The organism is Phenylobacterium sp. (assembly GCF_030693405.1).
Taxonomy (GTDB): domain Bacteria; phylum Pseudomonadota; class Alphaproteobacteria; order Caulobacterales; family Caulobacteraceae; genus Phenylobacterium.
On the sequence record NZ_JAUYAW010000011.1, the window covers coordinates 15,360 to 30,917 of the forward strand.

Here is a 15,558-nt window from a genome sequence, read left to right on the forward strand (position 1 = left end):
TCAACATCTTGGGGATGAACGCGTCTCCAGACCCAACATCTATTGCCGGGCGGGACTCACCTTCCTAGGCTCGCCGATGAGGGAGTCTGTCATGAGTCTGGAGAGCGGCAAGATGGAGCGTCGGACGCTCGAGCGCAGCAGCAATGTTGTCGAGGTCCTGGCCCCGGCCGCCTGGCCCAACGCTCAGGTCGAGGCCTGGCTCGACTGGGCCGGCGGCGAGCCGGATCTGCCCGCCGCCATCTTCCGCTTCGCCGAGGAGCTGGTTCAGGCCGGCCAGCGTCAGGGCCTGTTCGAGGGCGTCGGCGCCCGCGGCCGGTTCCGGCGGGAGCTGGGCGCAGCCCTGATGGCTGGGCGAATCGCGCTGCGTCCGGTGGCGAGTCCCGAGCCGATCGCCCTGACCGAAGACGATGACCTAGCGGAGCGACTGGGTCGACTGCGCGCCGAACACAGAGGTGCCGCCGCCGCCCGGGACGCCGTCCTGGCCATGGCCGCCTGCCGTCAGGGGGTGGTGGACGCCGTCCACCGGTGCCAGGGCGATCCCGACGCCTGCGCCGACCCGCATCGCAATCCCAGCCTCGCCCGGGCCGCTGAGGCCGCCCGCGCCACTGGCGCATCGGACGCCGCCATCCTTGACGCCATCGCCCTGGCCAGGGCCGGTGAAACCCGCCTCGCGGTCAGTCTGCCGGACCAGGCCGACACGCCCCAGGCCCTGGCCCTTGTCGGTCGGCAGGCTACGGCTCCGCTCCACCGCGCCCTGGGTCTCACCGCCTGGGAGACCGGCCGACTGACCGTGGCCTTCGACGCCTCCGTTGAAGGCGCGGCCGCGCACGGCGCCGTCACCCTCATGGCCTTCGGAACCGGTGAGGACTTCGACGACGACGCCTTCCACCGCACCATCGGCCTGCTGGCCACCGCTTTGGCGGCCATGACGGACGGCGCGCCTGCGGCCCTTGGCCTGGCAGGCCTCGCCGACTGGCTCGCGGCCCATGGCCACGCCTATGATTCGGAAGCCGGCCGGGGCGCCGCCCTGACCCTGTTCGAGGGCGCGGCCCGCACCGCGCGGCTGGCCTGTCCGCGCCTGACCGGCGGCCTGACCCTGTTCGACGACCCGGAACTCACCCTAATGCTCGGCGGGGCGAGCCCGGCCGGCGAACCCTGGGAGGGGCCGGTCACCTTCGCCGAAACCGCCGATGGCCAGGTGGTCCGCGTGATGAGCGAAGCCGCCCTTTGCGGCCTGCGGGCCGTCGGCGCTGACCTGGACGCCGCCCGCTGGCGATTGCTGGGCCATGGCACCCTGGAAGACGCGCCGGGCATCGATCACGCCGCCCTGACCGCCCGCGGCTTCACCGAGCATGAGATCGGCGCGGTCGAAGCCGCCCTGCCCTATTGCGCCACGCTCAGCGAAGCCTTCCGGCCCGAGGTGATCGGCGAGGGCTTCCTGGCCGACGTGCTGGGCGCGCCGGGCGAGGATCTGCACGATCCCCGCTTCGACGCCCTGCGGGTCATGGGCTTCACCGACGCCGATATCGATCAGGCTGAGGCCTACGCCCTGGGATCCAGCCAGCTGGATGGGCCCGAACTCGCGCCCGATCAGCGCAGCATCTTCCTCACGGCCGATGACCTGGGCCCTGCGCCCTATCTGACCATGCTGGCGCATCTGGGACCTGTGCTCGCCCGTCCGGCGCAGGCTGACTTTACCCTGCCCTGGGACGCCACGCCCCAGGATGTGGAGACCCTGCTGACCCAGGCCCGGGATGCCGGCGTTCCGCTGGTGCGGATCGCCCGGGCCGAGCCAGCCGCCTACCAGCGCCTCGACCTGCCGCCGCCCCGCGAGGCGGCCCGCAGCGAATCTGGTCCCCGCCCGCAGGCCGCCCCGGAACCTGTCGTCGAACGGGTTGTCGAGCGCGTGGTGGAGCGCGAGCGGGCGCGACGGAAGCTGCCGGACCGCCGCAAGGGGTACATCCAGAAGGCCTCGGTCGGCGGCCACAAGGTCTATCTGCATACCGGCGAATACGATGAAGGCGAGCTCGGCGAGATCTTCATCGACATGCATAAGGAAGGCGCCGCCTTCCGATCCTTGATGAACAATTTCGCCATCGCCGTCTCCATCGGCCTGCAATACGGCGTACCGCTGGACGAGTTCGTCGAGGCCTTCGTCTTCACCCGCTTCGAGCCTGCCGGACCCGTCACCGGAAACGACTCCGTGCGCTCGGCCACCTCGATCCTGGACTATGTGTTCCGCGAGCTGGGCGTCTCGTACCTGGGGCGCGACGACCTCGCCAACGCCGATCCCGATGAGCTGAACGCCGATGGTCTGGGTCGGGGCAAGGCCGATGAGAACAGCCTGTCGGCCGGCGAGCCGCAGCCGGCCTCGCGCTACATTTCCAAGGGCTTCTCCCGGGGTGCGGCGCCGGACAATCTTGTCGTCCTGTCCCTGGCCGATCACCGGGCCGCCCGGGCGGCCAGCGCTCAGGCGGCCGATGTCTGCCCCGCCTGCGGCGACATCGCCGTGGTCCGAAAAGGGGCCAGCATGATCTGCGAAACCTGCGGGGCGCGGGCTGGTCGATTCGACGACGCCACAGGTTGAGCGCTGTTTGGGCGAACACCTGGCCTTAAGCTTGCAAGGGCTAGGCCCTTAGCTCCGTATGATGCAAGGCGCCGCCATGAGACTGTCTGGACTTCCCGCCCTTCTCGTCGCCCTCGCCCTGGCTGCGCCTGCGGCGGCCCAGAACGCCGGACAGATTAGCCAGGTCCGGGCCGGCGCCAACTGCCCCAAGTGCAACCTCTTCCAGGCTGAGCTCAGCGGGCTGACCCTGAAGGGCAAGAACCTGGCCGGCGCCCGCCTGCGCCAGGCCGATCTCAGCCTGACCATCATGAACCGCACCAATTTCGCCGGCGCCGACCTGCGTGACGTAGAGGCCTATGGCGGCGTCTTCTCCAGCGCCAGTTTCGCCGGCGCCGACCTGACCAACGCCAGCTATGTAGGCACGCACCTGGACGGCGCCAATTTCCGCGGCGCGCGGCTGACCGGCGCCAACTTCTCTGGAGCGGAGATGGCCCGGGCCGTGGGACTTTCCCAGGCGCAGCTGAACCAGGCCTGCGGCGACGCCGCCACCCGCCTGCCGGGCGGGCTGCGCATCCCGCCGTGCTAAGGTCGCAAAATTACTAGGAATTAAGTGGTCTTTCCGGCCGCCCCGTCCCAGATGAAGCCTTGGACCAGGAGCACTCCGCCGCAATGACTCGGCTTTCTTGCCTGCTGACATTCCTCGCCGTGCTCACCGGCCTCGCGCCAGGCATGGCGAGCGCCATGACCAGCGACAGGTCCGTGGCCAAGATGGTGGCCTTCGGCGGCTCCTGCGCCAAATGCGAACTGTCGGGCCGCAAGCTGGCCGGCGCGCGATTCATGGGCGCCGATTTCACAGCTGCGGCCCTGGTGGGCTCGGACCTGCGCGGCGCCCTCTTCCAGGGCTCGGTGTTCGACAAGGCCGACCTGACCCGCGCCGACCTGTCCGAGAGCCAGATGATGGGGGCGAGCTTTGCAGCCGCCACCCTCACCGACGCAGACCTTCGCAACGCCGAACTGAACGGGGCCAATTTCAGCCGCGCCGATCTCAGCCGGGCAGACCTGCGGGATATTGAGGGGATGGGCGCGACGTTCGCCGCAGCCAATCTGCGAGGCGCCCGACTGGACAAGTCCGAGCTCAATGGGGCGGACTTCAACCGCGTCAACGCCCAGGGCGCCAACTTCGACGATGCTGAACTGACGGCGGCCAACCTTAGCGGCGGTCGGTTCGACGGCGCCTCGTTCCGGGAGGCAGACCTGGACATGGCCAACCTGCGGGGGGCGGTGTTCGCCGGCGCAGACCTGCGCAGGGCGAGCCTAGACCGCACCAACATCGGCGGGGTCGATCTCTCCAAGGCCCGCGGCCTGACCCAGTCGCAATTGAATGACGCCTGCGGCGACAGCGCCACCAAGCCGCCGCCGGGCCTTTTCGTCCGGGCCTGCGGCGGTCGGCGGATCACCGTCCAGATCGCCGCGCCCCCGGCGCCCCCGGCGCCGCCTGCGCCGCCTGCGCCGCGCCGGCTCGTGTCGGTGGACTGAACGCGGGCCCAGAGCATTTTCCGATAAGTGTGACGCCGTTATCGGATCAAAAACGCTCTAACTTTGTGATTTAGAGCCCCCTTTATCCGATCTGATTGAAGCCATCAGATCGGAAAGGGCTCTAGGCGGGCTTCAGCGGCAGGGCCAGGCGCAGGCTGAGTTCCTTCAACTGCTTCTCCTCGACCTCAGACGGCGCGCTCATCAGCAGATCCTGCCCCTGCTGGTTCAGCGGGAAGGCGATCACCTCGCGGATGGCGGTCTGGCCGGCAAGCAGCATGACGATACGGTCAATGCCCGGCGCCAGGCCCCCGTGCGGCGGCGCGCCATAGCGGAAGGCGTTCAGCATGCCGCCGAACTGGTCCTCGACCACCTGCTGGCTATAGCCGGCGATCTCGAAAGCCTTGAGCATCACATCGGCCCGGTGGTTCCGCACCGCGCCGGAGCACAGCTCATAGCCGTTGCAGACGATGTCATACTGGTAGGCCAGGATGTCGAGCGGGTCCTGGGTCTCCAGGGCCTCCATCTCGCCCTGGGGCATGGAGAAGGGGTTGTGCGAGAAGTCGACGTGGTTCGACTCTTCGTTCATCTCGAACATTGGGAAGTCGACGATCCAGACGAATTCGAAGCGGTCCTCGTCCACCAGTTTCAGGTCGGTCCCGACCTTCGTCCGCGCAGCGCCGGCGAACTTGTAGAAGACCTTCGGATCGCCCGCGACGAAGAAGGCCGCATCGCCCTGGCCAAGGCCCAGCGCGCCCATCAGAGCGTCGGTCTTCTCGGCCCCCAGGTTCTTGGCGATGGGGCCGCCCCAGCCGCCCTGGTCCTCGCTCCAGAAGATATAGCCCAGGCCCGGCTGCCCCTCGCCCTGCGCCCAGGAGTTCATCCGGTCGCAGAAGGCGCGGCTGCCGCCCTTGGGGGCGGGAATCGCCCACACGGCGTTCTTGGGGTCTTCCAGGATGCGGGCGAACAGACCAAAGCCGCCGCCGCGGAAGTGGTCCGAGACCGCCTGCATCTGGATGGGGTTACGCAGGTCGGGCTTGTCCGAGCCGTACTTGGCGATCGCCTCCCGGTAGGGGATGCGCGGGAACGGATAGGGCGTCACCGGCTTGTCGTTCGAAAACTCCTCGAACACCCCGTGCATCACCGGCTCGATGGCCGCGAAGATGTCTTCCTGGGTGACGAAGCTCATCTCGACGTCGAGCTGGTAGAATTCCAGGCTGCGGTCGGCCCGCAGGTCTTCGTCGCGGAAACAGGGCGCGATCTGGAAATAGCGGTCGAAGCCCGCCACCATCAGCAGCTGCTTGAACTGCTGCGGCGCCTGGGGCAGCGCGTAGAACTTGCCCGCATGCAGGCGCGAGGGCACCAGGAAGTCCCGGGCGCCTTCCGGCGACGACGCCGTCAGGATCGGGGTCTGGAACTCGTTGAAGCCCTGGTCGGTCATCCGCCGCCGGATCGAGGCGATCACCTGGCTGCGCAGCAGGATGTTGCGATGCAGGGTCTCGCGCCGCAGATCAAGATAGCGGTGCTTGAGGCGGATCTCCTCCGGATAGTCCGGCTCGCCAAACACCGGCAGGGGCAGCTCGGCGGCTTCCGACAGCACCTGGACGCCCTTGACCTGCACCTCGATCTCGCCCGTGGGCAGGTTGGGGTTCACGGTCTCCGGCGTGCGCGCGACCACCGCGCCATCAATGCAGATGACGCTCTCAGCCCGCAGGCGCTCCACGGCCGCAAAGCCCGGCGTCTCCGGCGCCAGCACCAGCTGGGTCAGGCCGTAATTGTCCCGCAGGTCCACGAAGACGAGACCGCCATGGTCGCGCTTGCGATGAATCCACCCCGAGAGGCGGACGGACTGCCCTGTGTCGCCAGCGCGAAGCTGACCGCAGGTGTGGGAGCGATATGGGTGCATGAGGAGTCGCAGAAAAAGCAGGGAAATCGAGGCGCGGAAGGGCGCATGCGGGGCCTGCCTTGTCAAGGCGAAGGACCGGCGCAGGGCCGGCCCTCCGGCCCTTGAACCTACTTCGCTGGATCGACCAGGGCCTGGTAGACCAGGGTGCGCGTCGCCGTGCCCAGGTCCGAGCCTCCCGTGCCGCCAAACCGCTGGATCATGCCGACGAAGACCACATCATTGGTCGGATCGACCCAGAACCAGGTGCCGGCCGCCCCGCCCCAGCTCATGGTCCCCTCGCCCTCAAGACCGCCGGCCTTGCGCGGGTCCTTGATGACCATGAAGTCGAGGCCAAAGCCCACCGCCTCATTGAAGCGCAGGCCCACCGAACCGTTGGACGAGACCAGGGCCTTGGCGGGAATCATGTCGGTCCCCATCAGCTCCACGGTCGCGGGCGCGAGGATACGGGCCCCGTCCAGCACCCCGCCATTGGCGATCATCTGGGCGAAGCGGGCATAGTCGGTGGCGGTGGAAACGAGGCCGCCGCCGCCGGATTCGATGGCCGGGGGCCTGGTGAAGTCCTGGGCCGGCGCGCCGGCCAGCTCAAGGGCCTCGACCAGCTGGCCGCTCCTGGGGTCGCCCACATAGACCGCCGCCAGGCGGCTGGCCGTACCGGCCGGAACCTGGAAACCGGTGTCGGCCATCTTCAGCGGCGTGAAAATCCGCTCGGACATGAACTGGCCCAGGGTCTGGCCGCTGAGCTTCTCGACGATGCGGCCCTGGAGGTCGACGGCGATGGAATAGCTCCAGTCGGTTCCCGGCTGGAATTTCAGCGGGATGGCCGCGGTCTTCTCCACCATCTCCTGAAGTGAACTCGATCCCAGGACGCGGGCCTGCTGGAACATGCGGTCGAACGCGTGCTCGTCCGACAGGCCATAGCCGAAGCCGGCGGTATGGCTCATCAGCTCGCGCATGGTCGGTTCGCGGGTCACAGGCTCAAGAATCGGCGCCCCGTCGGCATCGACCCCGGTCATCACCTTGAGATCCTTCAGTTCCGGCAGGTAGCGGCTGACCGGATCGTCCAGGCGCCAGCGGCCCTCCTCGAACAGGATCATCAGGGCGACGCCCGTGATCGGCTTGGTCATGGAGTAGATGCGGAAGATCGCGTCCTTCTCCATGGGCCGCCCGTCGGCCAGGCTGGCCTGGCCATAGGTGTTGAAGGCCACCACCCTGCCGTGGCGAGCCAGCAGGGTTGTCATGCCGGCCACCCGGCCATCGCTCACCGCCTTGGCCATGGCCGCATCCAGCCGTTTCAGCCGCTCTGACGAGAAGCCGACCGACTCAGGGCTGGATGCGGGTGAAAGGGCCGCGGGCGCCCGCTGGGCCAGGACTGGCGCAGGCGCGAGTGCAAGGGCCACGGCGGCGGCCGCCGTGGCCAGATGATGACGTCCAAGCATGTGATGGCTCTCCCCAAGCGTTCGGCGCAGAACCTAGCGGAGAACGCTCCTCCGGCAATGGCCAAGCTGGCCAGGGCCGCAGCCTATTTGGGTTTGAACCGCTTGCTGGTCGGGAAGCCCTTGGGCGCCAGCTTGCCCGCCCCGGCGCGGCGGCCCAGCCAGTCGCGCCACTCGCCCCAGACCCGCGTGCGGCCGGCCGGATCGATCCAGGTGGCGCCGGTTTCGGCTGTGAACACCGCGGCGTCGCGCAGTCCCCCCTCGCGGTAGGCCTGCAGCTTGACCCCCTTGCCCCGGGGCATCTCCGGCAGTTCGGCCACGGGGAAGATCAGGATCTTTCCGTTGTCGCCAATGACGGCCATATGGTCGCCGTTCACGGCCAGGGTGGGAACCGCGCCGCGCTTGTCCACGGTCAGCACCTGCTTGCCGGCCCGGCGGGCCGAGACCGCATCGTCCTCATTAAGGATGAAGCCGTAGCCGGCCTTGGAGGCCAGCACCCGGCGCACGCCGGGCTTATGCGCAAACACATCGATGATATCGACCTGGTCTTCCAGGTCGATCATCAGGCGCAAGGGCTCCCCATGGCCCCGGGCCGAGGGCAGCTTGTCACAGCCGATGGTGAAGAACCGTCCGTCCGAGGCCAGGATCAGCAGCTTGTCGGTGGTCTCGGCCGGGACAATGAAGCCCAGCTTGTCGCCCTCCTTGAATTTCAGTTCGGAGGGGTCGTCCACCTTGCCCTTGGCCGCCCGGATCCAGCCGCGCTCCGACAGGATGACGGTGATCGGCTCGCGGGGAATCATCGCCTCCATGGCCGCCTCGGCGTCCACATCAGGGGCGTCTGCGAAGATGGAGCGGCGGGCGCCCAGCTTGGTCTCCTGACCGAGCACCTTTTTGACCTCCTTGAGGCCCACCCCCACCAGCTTCCACTGGCGCGGTTCGGATTCCAGCAGCTTCAGCAGGCCGTCACGTTCTTCCGACAGCTCGCCATGCTCACGGCGGATCTCCATCTCCTCCAGCCGGGCCAGTTGCCGCAGGCGGGTATTGAGGATGGCGTCGGCCTGCAGCTCGGAGAGCGTGAAGGTCTCGATCAGCTTGGCCTTGGGCTCGTTCTCGTGCCGAACGATGCGGATCACCTCGTCCAGATTGAGGTAGGCGATCAGCAGGCCATCAAGAATGTGCAGCCGGGCCTCGATCTTGCCCAGACGGTGCCGTGCCCGACGCACCAGGACCTCGCGCCGATGATCGAGGAAGGCGCGCAGGGCCTCTTTCAGGCTCATCACCCGCGGCGTGCCCCGGGCGTCCAGCACGTTGAGGTTCACTGGAAACCGGGTCTCGAGGTCAGAGAGCTTGAACAGGCTCTCCATCAGGACCTCGGGCTCGATATTGCGGCTCTTGGGCTCCAGGATGAGGCGGACGTCCTCGGCCGATTCATCGCGCACATCGCCGAGCAGGGGCGCGCGCTTGTTCTCGATCAGATTGGCCAGTTGCTCGACCAGATCGGCCTTCTTCACCTGATAGGGGATCTCGGTGATGACGATCTGATAGGTCCCGCGGCCGGTGTCCTCCCGCGTCCAGGTGGCCCGCGTGCGGATGCCGCCCCGGCCGGTCTCATAGGTCTCGACCATCGAGGCGTGGGGCTCGACGATGACCCCGCCGGTGGGGAAGTCCGGCCCCTTCACATGGACCATCAGGTCGGCGGTGCTCACGTCTGGGGCGTCCAGCATCAGCAGACAGGCGTCGATCAGCTCGCCGGCGTTGTGCGGCGGGATCGAGGTGGCCATGCCCACGGCGATGCCGCTGGAACCATTGGCCAGGAGGTTGGGGAAGCCGGCCGGCAGGACCACCGGCTCTTCGTCCTCGCCGTCATAGGTCGACCGGAAATCGACGGCGTCCTCATCGATCCCGTCCAGCAGGAGTTGGGCGGCCTCGGTGAGCTTGCACTCGGTGTAGCGCATGGCCGCGGCGTTATCGCCGTCGATATTGCCGAAGTTTCCCTGGCCATTGATCAGCGGGTAGCGCTGGGAGAAGTCCTGGGCCAGTCGGACCAGGGCCTCATAGACCGCCGAGTCCCCGTGCGGGTGGTACTTACCGATCACGTCGCCAACCACCCGGGCCGACTTCTTGGCCGAGGAGTTCGGATCCAGGCGCAGCTGGCGCATGGCGAACAGCAGGCGCCGATGAACGGGCTTCAGGCCATCGCGCACATCGGGCAGGGCGCGGCCGGTGATGGTCGACAGCGCATAGGCCAGGTAGCGCCGCGACAGGGCCTCGGTCAGCGGCTCATTGATGATGCGGTCGCCGTCGTCGTCGGACGGCGGAGGAACGTGCTTGCTCATTGATTCTCCGTCGGCGCGATTCTAGCGCGCCGCGCCCTCGCCGTCACAGTCGGTTCGCATCCGACAGCCGGTCGATCATCCAGACCCGGGCCGGCGGCAGCGGCCGGTTCAGGGGATTGAAGACGAAGGCCTCCAGAAAGTGGCCGGTCAGATCAAGGCCTGAGCCGATATCGCCGGCCTCCAGCCCCCATTGCGCTGACAGCATGAAAGGCGGCAGACGCAGCAGCTTGTCCTTATAGGGCTCCCCAGCCTGAGCGCTCACCGCTCGCCCCGTGCGGGGGCTGACATAGATCAGGTCGTCCATGGAGCCGGTGGCGGCGCATTTGGACAGGTCGAGGCCAAAGCCCAGATCCTGAAGCAGACCCGCCTCGAACCGCACGAACACCGCCGGCCAGATGTCGGGAGCGGCCAGGGCCGAAATCAACGCCTCCAGGGCCAGGTAGGCGCCGTGATGGGGCTCGCGCTCAGGCAGGGCGCCTGCGGCCACGGCGGCGGCGGCCGAGAGGCCGTGCAAGGCCAGCGGATCGTCGAACAGGGCGCCAGGCCCCTCCCCCATGGGCTCCAAGGTCACAGCGCCCAGTTGCTCGGCCACCCGCGCCCGGAACCTCACCCGCACCTGGGCACCAGGCTGCAGGAAGGGCTTCAGGCGTCGCGAGGCCCCGCCCGCCACATGGGCGGCGTAGCGGCCGTGCTCAGAGGTCAGCAGATCGACAATGGCCCCGGTCTCCCCATGAGACCGGGCCGAGAGCACGAAGGCGTCGTCTTCGAACTCCATCAGACGTCGAAATCGAGGCCCACGTCGCCGTAGAACTCGCGCTTGTCGGCCCAGGTCTCATCGACCTTTACGTGCAGGAAGAGGTGCACCTGACGATCGAACAGCTCGGTCAGCTCCTCCCGCGACTTCTGGCCGATCCACTTCAGGGTCTGACCGTTCTTGCCCAGGACGATCGGCCGCTGGCTGTCGCGCTGCACATAGATGGTCTGCTCGATCCGCACCGAGCCGTCGCGGCGTTCTTCGAAGGCCGTGGTGTCCACCGCCGCCGCATAGGGCAGTTCCTCATGGACCCGCAGATAGAGCTTCTCCCGGGTGATCTCGGCGGCCAGCAGGCGGGCCGGCAGATCAGCCGTCTGCTCGGCCGGATAGAGCCAGGGCCCCTCCGGGACCAGCTCGGCCATCCGACGCTTGAGGTCGTCCACGCCTGAGCCGTCGGCGGCCGAGATCATGAACACCTCGGAATAGACGCCGGTGTCGAACAGGCGCTGGGACAGGGCCAGCAGACGCTCGCGCTTGACCCCGTCGATCTTGTTCAGAGCCAGGATCGCCTTGCGGCCAGAAATCTTCAGGCCCTCGATGATGGTCTGGACGTCGATCACCGCCCGCTTGTCCGCAGGACTGCCTTCGGCCACGCCAACGGCGAGCTCGGCCTGGACATCGATCAGATGGACGACCGCGTCAGCCTCCTCGGCCCCACCCCAGGCCGACCGGATCATGGCCCGGTCGAGGCGGCGGCGCGGCGCGAAGATGCCGGGCGTATCGACGAGGACGATCTGGCTCTCGCCCTCGATGGCGACCCCGCGCACGGGGAAGCGGGTGGTCTGGACCTTCTGGGTGACGATGGAGACCTTGGCCCCCACCAGACGGTTGGTGAGGGTGGACTTGCCCGCATTGGGCGCTCCGATGATGGCGACGAAGCCGGCGCGGGTCATTGTGGTCCTTCGTGTTTCAACAGCATGGCCAGGGCGGCGGCCTTCTCGGCCTCCTGTTTGGAACGCCCCTGGGCGGCTTCGGGATCATAGCCCTGGACCCGCACCTCGACGGTGAAGGCGGGCGCGTGGTCGGGGCCCTCACGGGCGACCATGCCATAGGTCGGCAGAGGCAGGCCCTGGCCCTGGGCCCATTCCTGGAGCTGGGTCTTCGGATCCTTGCCCCGGGGCGCGTTGAGACCCGCAAAGGCCTCGGCCCAAAACCGCAGAAAAAAGGTCCGGGCGGTCTCAAAACCTCCGTCGACATAGAGCGCGCCGATCAGCGCCTCGCAGGCGTCCCCCAGCACGGTGTCTGAGTCCCGCGCCCCGATCTTGGTGGCGCTGGCCGAGAGCCGCAGGGCGTCCCCCAGACCGATGTCCCGGGCCACCGTGGCGCAGGCCTGGTAGTTTACCAGATTGGCCAGCCGCCGGCTCAGCTCCCCCTCCCGGGCCTCGGCGTCGAGCCCCATCAGGCGCTCGGCGGCCAGCAGGTTCAGCACCCGATCGCCCAGGAACTCAAGACGCTCATAGTGGCGCACCTTGGTCGCGCCCTCGCCAACGCTGGCGTGGGTGAGCGCCCGCTCCAGAAGGTCGCGATCCGAAAACTGGTGTCCGATCCTCGCCTCGAGCTGAGCGACCGCCGCAGCACGCCGGTTCATGGGCGAAGGATCACTGGAGGATGTTGAAGAACCGACCGGGCCGGGCTTCGGTGACCCAGGTCCAGGGCTTGAACAGGGACGCCCCGCGCTCCCACGACAGCAGGATCACCTGCGCCTTGCCCACCAGATGGTCGGCCGGCACATAGCCTACGCCGATCTCCATCGGCGCGCGGCTGTCGAGGGAGTTGTCCCGGTGATCGCCCATGAAGAAGTAATGCCCCTCGGGCACCAGGAATGGGCCCTTGTTGTCCATCTCGCCGTCGGGGCCGAGGTCGTAGGTCACATAGGTGCGGCCGTCGGGCAGGGTCTCGCGATAACGCATGACCTCGCGGGTGAAGCCGTATCCCGTGTCGATAATCCCCGGCGACATGGCTTCGCGCGGAACCGGCTCACCGTTGAGGATGATCTGGCCGCCGCGGATCTCGATCCGGTCGCCGGGCATGCCGATCAGCCGCTTGATGTAGTCTGTGCGACCATCACGGGGCAGTTTGAACACCACGATATCCCCGCGCGACGGGTCACGCGCCATCAGCCGTCCCTCGAACAGCGGCGGGCTGAACGGGATGGAGTGGCGGGAATAGCCGTAGGAGTACTTGGAGACGATGATGTAGTCGCCTTCCAGCAGGTTCGGTTCCATCGAGGCCGACGGAATGGTGAAGGGCTGGAAGAACAGCACCCGCAGGACCAGGGCGATCAGAAGGGCGTAGACGACCGTTTTCACGATCTCGACGATCTCCTGGATGGCGTCAGGCTTCTCCGAAGCCGGCGCGCTCTGCACGTTCTCGCTCATGCGGTGTCCTTGGGGCGCGAAAAGAGCGCGCGGAATGGGATTAGCTATCGCCTGGACCGTCCCGTAGCAAGCCAAGCCCCCCAGAAGCGGCCCGAATGGCCCATTCCCCCGCGTCCTGATGCTATTCGGGCACGGCCTCGATGATCACAAAGGCCTGAGCGTAGGGGTGGTCGTCGGTGAGCGTCACATGCACGACGGCCCGATGACCGGCCGGCGTGATCTCCTGCAGCCGCTTCAGGGCGCCATTGGTGAGCGCCATGGTGGGGGCGCCTGACGGCATGTTGGCCACCCCCATATCGCGCCAGAAGACGCCGCGGCGGAAACCGGTGCCTAGGGCCTTGGAGCAGGCCTCCTTGGCGGCGAACCGCTTGGCGTAGCTGGCGGCCTTGTCGGGCTTGCGTTCTGAGCGACGACGCTCGGTCTCTGTGAAGATGCGGTTCGTGAACCGCTCGCCGAACCGCTCCAGGGTCTTTTCGACGCGCCGGATGTCGGCGAGGTCGGAGCCAAGGCCGATGATCACGCCGCCTTCTCCCCGCGAACCTGATCCATCAGGGCCCGCATCTGGCCGATCGCCGCCGGCAGGCCGATGAAGATGGCCTCGCCGATCAGGAAGTGGCCGATATTCAGCTCCACCACCTGCGGAATGGCCGCGATCGGCTTGACGGTCTCGAAGTCGATACCGTGGCCGGCGTGAACCTCAAGCCCGATGCGCCCAGCCTCAGCGGCGGCGGCGCTCAGTCGCGCGAGATGTTCGGCGGCGCGGGGGTCGCCGTCGCGCACGGCGTCGCAATAGGCGCCGGTATGCAGTTCCACCACCTGGGCGCCCATGGCCTTGGCTGCAGCCACCTGGTCCAGGTCTGAGTCAATGAAGCAGGAGACGCGGATGCCGGCCGCCGCCAGCCGGCCGGCGACGGGTGCGACATTGTTGTGGCCCTTGATCAGGTCCAGACCGCCCTCGGTGGTCACCTCTTCCCGGCGCTCAGGCACCAGGCAGGCCGCATGCGGCAGGTGACGCAGGGCGATGGCCTCCATCTCGGCCGTCACCGCCATCTCGAAGTTCAGGGGCCGACCCCGGCGCTTGAGGATGACGGCCAGCGCGTCGATGTCGGCGTCGGAAATGTGCCGGCGGTCCTCGCGCAGGTGGGCGGTGATGCCGTCGGCGCCGGCCATGAGAGCGAGTTCGGCAGCCCGCACCGGGTCCGGATAGGCCGCGCCCCGGGCGTTCCGGATGGTCGCCACATGGTCGATATTGACCCCCAGACGCAGGAAACTCATCGGTTCAGCCTCTTGGAGCCGGGTTCTTCAGCCGGCAGGGCGGCCAGTTCCGGGGGAATTTCGTCAGGCGCGTAGGAGGGGAAGTCCACCGTGGCCAGCGCCACCAGCGGCCAGCCGACATTGGCCCGGCCGCCGGAGCGGTCGACGATACAGGCGCAGCACAGGACCTGGCCGCCCGCCGCCTCGATCGGCTCAACGGCCTCGCGGAACGAGCCGCCTGTGGTGATCACGTCCTCGACCACCACCACCTTGGCGCCTGGCGCGATCTTGAAGGCCCGGCGCAGCTGGAAGCGGCCGTCCTCACGTTCCACATAGATGGAGGGAACGCCCAGGGCGCGAGCGACCTCATACCCAGGGATGATGGCGCCTACCGCAGGGGCGACAATCACGTCGGGTTTGCCGAATTGCGCGACAATCTGATCAGCCAGGGCGCGGCACAGGCGTTCTGTGCGATCGGCGTACTGGAATACGAGGTTCTTCTGGAGGAAGATGGGGCTGTGGCGGCCTGAGGCCAGGACGAAGTGGCCCTCTCGCAGGGCGCCAGCGCCGCGGAATTCCTCAAGGACGTCGTCAGTGGTCATTTGGCCGCCTCCTTGGGGCGAATTATCTGAGGCCGAACTGGATGTCACCTCCGCCCGCCAATATGGGATTGGAGATTCGCAGGAGCCGAGCGCCCCATGCCTGGGATTATCACGACCGAGCGCCTGACGCTGCGCCCCGCCCAGGCCAGCGACCTTGAGGCCATGCACGAGATCCTGTCCTCGGCCCACGCCATGGCCTTCTGGTCCACCCTGCCCCACGAGACCCTGGCCGAGACCCGCCTCTGGCTGGACGGCATGATGGCCACCCGCAACGACGACTTCATTGTGGTGACCAAGGCCGGCGAGGTGGTGGGCAAGGTGGGCTTCTGGGCCGATCCGGAGATCGGCTACATCCTGCACCCCAAGGCCCAGGGCCAGGGCTACGCCCATGAGGCGGTCTCCGCCGTGATCGACCGGGCCTTCAAAGACAGGGGCCTCAACGAGGCCACCGCCGACGTCGATCCCAACAACACCAGTTCCCGGCGGCTACTGGAGCGGCTGGGCTTCGTGGTGGTGGGCAGCGCCAAGAAGACCTACCTGCTCGGCCACACCTGGGCCGACAGCCTCTATCTGCGCTGTACGCTGGAGACCTTCCCGGGGGCCAAGACCCCCTGGACCTGGAAGGCGCCTCAGCTGGCCTGAGACGGGCCAGGCCACATCCCCAGACAAGTTGCGACCAGTTTGCAACTAACGGCCCGCCAAGGCTAAGGTTGGGTCAGAGGCGTGATCGACGCCC

General features: G+C 67.7%; 14 protein-coding genes. 4 read left to right on the top strand and 10 right to left on the bottom strand.

All coding sequences use genetic code 11. From position 1 onward, the window contains the following. Positions 1-91: 91 nt before the first annotated feature. The 3 genes from Q8N19_RS02630 (at position 92) to Q8N19_RS02640 (ending at position 4,102) form a co-directional block, all read left to right on the top strand. Complete coding sequence (locus Q8N19_RS02630) at positions 92-2,587, top strand: ribonucleotide reductase (RefSeq protein WP_305588090.1); 2,496 nt, start codon at positions 92-94, stop codon at positions 2,585-2,587. Between the two features lie 76 nt (positions 2,588-2,663). Beyond that, complete coding sequence (locus tag Q8N19_RS02635; RefSeq protein ID WP_305588091.1) at positions 2,664-3,152, top strand: pentapeptide repeat-containing protein; 489 nt, start codon at positions 2,664-2,666, stop codon at positions 3,150-3,152. 83 nt (positions 3,153-3,235) lie between these two features. Beyond that, positions 3,236-4,102 carry a pentapeptide repeat-containing protein gene (locus Q8N19_RS02640; RefSeq protein WP_305588092.1) on the top strand — a complete coding sequence of 289 codons (867 nt, stop codon included), beginning with the start codon at positions 3,236-3,238 and terminating at the stop codon, positions 4,100-4,102. 121 nt (positions 4,103-4,223) lie between these two features. Here the strand turns inward: Q8N19_RS02640 and aspS are convergent, their stop codons facing one another. The 10 genes from aspS to pyrE form a co-directional block, all read right to left on the bottom strand. Then, positions 4,224-6,005 (bottom strand): aspartate--tRNA ligase, encoded by a 1,782-nt coding sequence (gene aspS / locus Q8N19_RS02645; protein ID WP_305588093.1) that lies wholly within the window; start codon positions 6,003-6,005, stop codon positions 4,224-4,226. 107 nt (positions 6,006-6,112) lie between these two features. Next, a complete protein-coding gene (locus Q8N19_RS02650) occupies positions 6,113-7,441 on the bottom strand; it encodes a serine hydrolase (RefSeq protein ID WP_305588094.1) in 1,329 nt (442 codons plus the stop codon). An 83-nt stretch (positions 7,442-7,524) separates the two neighbouring features. Continuing rightward, positions 7,525-9,774: a DNA topoisomerase IV subunit A gene (parC, locus tag Q8N19_RS02655; RefSeq protein ID WP_305588095.1), complete on the bottom strand. Its 2,250-nt coding sequence runs from the start codon at positions 9,772-9,774 to the stop codon at positions 7,525-7,527. Positions 9,775-9,817: 43 nt separating this feature from the next. Beyond that, entirely contained in the window at positions 9,818-10,549 is a 732-nt protein-coding gene (gene recO, locus Q8N19_RS02660) for a DNA repair protein RecO (protein ID WP_305588096.1), read from the bottom strand. After that, entirely contained in the window at positions 10,549-11,481 is a 933-nt protein-coding gene (era, locus tag Q8N19_RS02665) for a GTPase Era (protein WP_293316889.1), read from the bottom strand. Before era ends, recO begins: the two co-directional genes overlap by 1 nt. Beyond that, a complete protein-coding gene (gene rnc, locus Q8N19_RS02670; protein WP_305588097.1) occupies positions 11,478-12,176 on the bottom strand; it encodes a ribonuclease III in 699 nt (232 codons plus the stop codon). The genes era and rnc overlap by 4 nt, the downstream gene beginning before the upstream one ends. Positions 12,177-12,186: 10 nt before the next feature. After that, a complete protein-coding gene (gene lepB, locus Q8N19_RS02675) occupies positions 12,187-12,966 on the bottom strand; it encodes a signal peptidase I (RefSeq protein WP_305588098.1) in 780 nt (259 codons plus the stop codon). Positions 12,967-13,087: 121 nt separating this feature from the next. Then, complete coding sequence (acpS, locus tag Q8N19_RS02680; protein ID WP_305588099.1) at positions 13,088-13,486, bottom strand: holo-ACP synthase; 399 nt, start codon at positions 13,484-13,486, stop codon at positions 13,088-13,090. Continuing rightward, complete coding sequence (locus Q8N19_RS02685) at positions 13,483-14,241, bottom strand: pyridoxine 5'-phosphate synthase (RefSeq protein WP_305588100.1); 759 nt, start codon at positions 14,239-14,241, stop codon at positions 13,483-13,485. The genes acpS and Q8N19_RS02685 overlap by 4 nt, the downstream gene beginning before the upstream one ends. After that, positions 14,238-14,822 (bottom strand): orotate phosphoribosyltransferase, encoded by a 585-nt coding sequence (pyrE, locus tag Q8N19_RS02690; RefSeq protein ID WP_305588101.1) that lies wholly within the window; start codon positions 14,820-14,822, stop codon positions 14,238-14,240. Before pyrE ends, Q8N19_RS02685 begins: the two co-directional genes overlap by 4 nt. 96 nt (positions 14,823-14,918) lie before the next feature. Between pyrE and Q8N19_RS02695 the strand changes: the two genes are divergently transcribed. Next, the gene (locus Q8N19_RS02695; RefSeq protein ID WP_305588102.1) at positions 14,919-15,464 is read left to right on the top strand and encodes a GNAT family N-acetyltransferase; all 546 of its coding nucleotides are present in this window, start codon (positions 14,919-14,921) and stop codon (positions 15,462-15,464) included. Positions 15,465-15,558: the final 94 nt, after the last annotated feature.

What these genes read in the sequence shown, in the direction of transcription:
- Q8N19_RS02630 (WP_305588090.1), top strand. Translation starts at nt 92, where the DNA reads ATGAGTCTGGAGAGCGGCAAGATGGAGCGTCGGACGCTCGAGCGCAGC.
- Q8N19_RS02635 (WP_305588091.1), top strand. Translation starts at nt 2,664, where the DNA reads ATGAGACTGTCTGGACTTCCCGCCCTTCTCGTCGCCCTCGCCCTGGCT.
- Q8N19_RS02640 (WP_305588092.1), top strand. Translation starts at nt 3,236, where the DNA reads ATGACTCGGCTTTCTTGCCTGCTGACATTCCTCGCCGTGCTCACCGGC.
- aspS (WP_305588093.1), bottom strand. Translation starts at nt 6,005, where the DNA reads ATGCACCCATATCGCTCCCACACCTGCGGTCAGCTTCGCGCTGGCGAC.
- Q8N19_RS02650 (WP_305588094.1), bottom strand. Translation starts at nt 7,441, where the DNA reads ATGCTTGGACGTCATCATCTGGCCACGGCGGCCGCCGCCGTGGCCCTT.
- parC (WP_305588095.1), bottom strand. Translation starts at nt 9,774, where the DNA reads ATGAGCAAGCACGTTCCTCCGCCGTCCGACGACGACGGCGACCGCATC.
- recO (WP_305588096.1), bottom strand. Translation starts at nt 10,549, where the DNA reads ATGGAGTTCGAAGACGACGCCTTCGTGCTCTCGGCCCGGTCTCATGGG.
- era (WP_293316889.1), bottom strand. Translation starts at nt 11,481, where the DNA reads ATGACCCGCGCCGGCTTCGTCGCCATCATCGGAGCGCCCAATGCGGGC.
- rnc (WP_305588097.1), bottom strand. Translation starts at nt 12,176, where the DNA reads ATGAACCGGCGTGCTGCGGCGGTCGCTCAGCTCGAGGCGAGGATCGGA.
- lepB (WP_305588098.1), bottom strand. Translation starts at nt 12,966, where the DNA reads ATGAGCGAGAACGTGCAGAGCGCGCCGGCTTCGGAGAAGCCTGACGCC.
- Q8N19_RS02685 (WP_305588100.1), bottom strand. Translation starts at nt 14,241, where the DNA reads ATGAGTTTCCTGCGTCTGGGGGTCAATATCGACCATGTGGCGACCATC.
- pyrE (WP_305588101.1), bottom strand. Translation starts at nt 14,822, where the DNA reads ATGACCACTGACGACGTCCTTGAGGAATTCCGCGGCGCTGGCGCCCTG.
- Q8N19_RS02695 (WP_305588102.1), top strand. Translation starts at nt 14,919, where the DNA reads ATGCCTGGGATTATCACGACCGAGCGCCTGACGCTGCGCCCCGCCCAG.